The sequence below is a fragment of the Geomonas sp. genome, from assembly GCF_035254065.1.
GTDB lineage: Bacteria > Desulfobacterota > Desulfuromonadia > Geobacterales > Geobacteraceae > Geomonas.
Map to the genome: position 1 here is coordinate 1 of NZ_DATFBA010000393.1, position 2,893 is coordinate 2,893.

Genomic DNA, 2,893 nt, shown 5'->3' on the forward strand with positions numbered 1-2,893 from the left:
GACCAGCGATTTGTTCAGCTTGGCCACCACGGTGCGCGCCATCTCCGGCGAGAAGTACATCAGCACGTTTCGGCAGAAGATGAGGTCCATGGCGTTGGTATTGGTGGGAAGCGAGGGATAGCTGTCTTCGGCGAGGTTCAGGTACTCGAAATGCACCATCCTCTTCACGTTGTCCACCACCCGCAGCGACCCTTCCGGCTGCGGTGTGAAGTACAGCGACTTGAACCAGGAAGGGGTGGCCCGGAAAGACCACTTGCCGTAGACGCCGGCCATCCCTTTCTGGAGGGCAGCGGCGTTGATGTCGGTGGCGAGGATGGAGATGTTCCACTCCCTGACGTCGGGGAGCAGCCGGTGCAGCAGGATGGCCAGGGTGTAGGCCTCCTCGCCCGTGGAGCAGCCGGCGCTCCAGATCCTCAGGCGCTGGTCCTTTCCCCGGCGCGCACGCAGAAGGGGTGGGAGGATGGAGGTTTCGGTGGCTTCCAGGGAACGGGGGTCGCGGAAGAAGTAGGTCTCGCCGATGGTGAGATGGCCTGCCAGCGCTTCCACCTGGCGGCGGGTCAAGGGGGACGACATCAACCAGTGCAGGAACACATGGGGATCCATGAAGCCGAGCTGGCGGGCCGCGGAGAAGAGCCCCCTCTCCAGGTCATCCCAGCGCTCTTTCGGGAAGAGCAGTCCCATCTCCTTGGCAAGGAAGGCGCTCACGTTGGACAAGGTGCTGTCGGGCAGACTGCGTTCCATGATCCGCTACTCCCTTCCCCCCTCGACACGCTTCGGATCGTCTTTGGCTGTACCGATTACCGCTCCCCACTCGGCAAGCTCTCCCTCCCCCTCCGGGGGAGGGTTGGGGTGAGGGAAGCCGCGCATCATGGTGAAAGGGTCCCTCATCCCTCGTGGAAAGTTCCCTCACCACGGCCCTCTCCCGCAGGGAGAGGGAGGGTTGGCAGAGGTGGATTAGAGTCATTACTGCTTGCCGTCGAGCTCGCTTCTGATCCTCCTCAAAAGCTCCTGCGGGTGGACCGGCTTCATGATCAGGCTGGCCCCCTCCTCCAAAAGCCCGGTGTTGCCGATCACCTCGGCGGGATAACCGCTCAGGAAGAGGGCCTTCACGTCGGGGCGGTGTGTCCTGATCTCGTCGTAGGTTTCCTTCCCGTTCTTCTTGGGCATCACGATGTCGAGCAGCAAGAGCTTGATCTCGTCACGGTTTTCCAGGAACCTCTGCACCGCCTCCTCGCCGTTCCCGGCCTGGATCACCCGGTAGCCGAACTCGGTCAGCACGGTCCGGGAGAGTTCCCGCACCACGGCGTCGTCCTCGGCAAGCAGGATGGTTTCCGTGCCTCCCACCGGATACTGCGTCGCGGGCTGCTCGGCCTTGGCAAGCTGCTCACCCCTGGCCAGCGGCAGGTAGATGCTGAAGGTGGTTCCCCTGCCCGGCTCGCTGTAGACGTTGATGAAACCGTTATGCTGCTGGACGATGCCGTACACGATGGAGAGCCCCAGGCCGGTCCCCTTCCCCACCTCCTTGGTGGTGAAGAACGGCTCGAAGATCCTCTTCCTGGTCTCGGCATCCATGCCGACCCCGTTATCGGAGACCGCCATGCGGGCGTAGGAGCCGGGCACCCCGTTGCCGTAGAAATCGATGTACTCCTGGTCGATCTCGACCTTCTCGGTCACGATGGAGAAGATCCCCCCCTGCGGCATGGCGTCGCGCACGTTGGTTGCGAGGTTCAGAAGGACCTGCTCGATCTGCCCGCTGTCCGCGTAGACCACCATCTCCTCCTGCTTGAAGACCATCTGCAGCTTGATGTCCTCGCCGATGATCCTGCCCAGGAACTTCTCCACCTTTTTGATGATGTCGTTCAGGCTGACCGGGTGCAGGTTCAGCACCTGCTTCCTGCTGAAGGTGAGCAGGCTCTGGGTGAGCCCCGCGGCCCGGTCGGCGGCGGCCAGCACCTGCTCAACGTTGCCGCGCAGCGGGTCGTCCTCGCGCATCTTGAGCTGGGTCATGCTGGCGAAGCCGACGATGGCGGTGAGGATGTTGTTGAAGTCGTGGGCGATGCCGCCCGCGAACTGGCCGATGGCCTCCATCTTCTGGGCCTGGCGGAGCTGCTCTTCCAAAAGCTTCTGGGCGGAAACGTCCTGGTTGATGCCGATCATCCGGGTGGCGCGCCCCTCGCTGTCCCTGATCAGCAGAGCGTTGGACTTGATGTGCCGCACGTTGCCGTCCGGGCGGACGATGCGGTGCTCCAGCTCGAATTCGCGCTGGGATGCCATGGCCGCGGAGAGCGTGGCCGTCGCCATCTCCCGGTCGTCCGGATGCAGAAGGGAGCTCCAGCGCTGGTACCCAAGCTCCTCCTCCGGGCTGAGCCCGTACATCTCGAGCATCCGGTGGTCCCAGATCATCTGGTCATGGGCGATGTCCCAGTCGAAGATGCCGAGGTGGGCTGAAGCGGTGGCGAGCTGCAGCCGTCGGGTCACCTCGCCGAGCTTACCCTCGGCCCGCTTTCGCTCCTCCACTTCCAGCATCAGCGAGGCGGTGCGCGCCTCCACCCGTTCCTCGAGCTGCTCGTTCAGCTCGGACAGCGACTGCTGGATGGCGAGCAGCTCGTTGTTCTTCCTGACCGCGGTTTCGTAGGTGGAGAGGAGCAGGCTGAGGATCTGCTTGCGATCCGCCTTGATGTGGTACTCTTCGCCGTCGAAAAAGACCAGGCTGCCACGCTCGGCGTCCTCGGACTGGGGAAGCCCTTTGGCCAGCAGTATCTGCCTGATCCGCATAAGCAGGTACTTTTCATCGTAGGGCTTGGTGAGGAAGTTGTCGGCGCGGCACTCGAGACCGCGGATGACGTCCTTGGGGTCGTTGAGGGAGGTGAGCAGGATGACCGGGATGGCGTTC

2 protein-coding genes are annotated in these 2,893 nt (G+C 63.3%); both read right to left on the bottom strand.

Going from position 1 to position 2,893, the window contains the following annotated elements; all coding sequences use genetic code 11:
* A partial coding sequence (locus tag VJ604_RS18555) for a CheR family methyltransferase (protein ID WP_324085068.1) occupies positions 1–741 on the bottom strand: 741 nt, incomplete at its 3' end.
* 222 nt (positions 742–963) lie between these two features.
* Positions 964–2,893 (bottom strand): response regulator (locus tag VJ604_RS18560; RefSeq protein WP_324085070.1); only part of this gene is annotated, 1,930 nt, incomplete at its 5' end.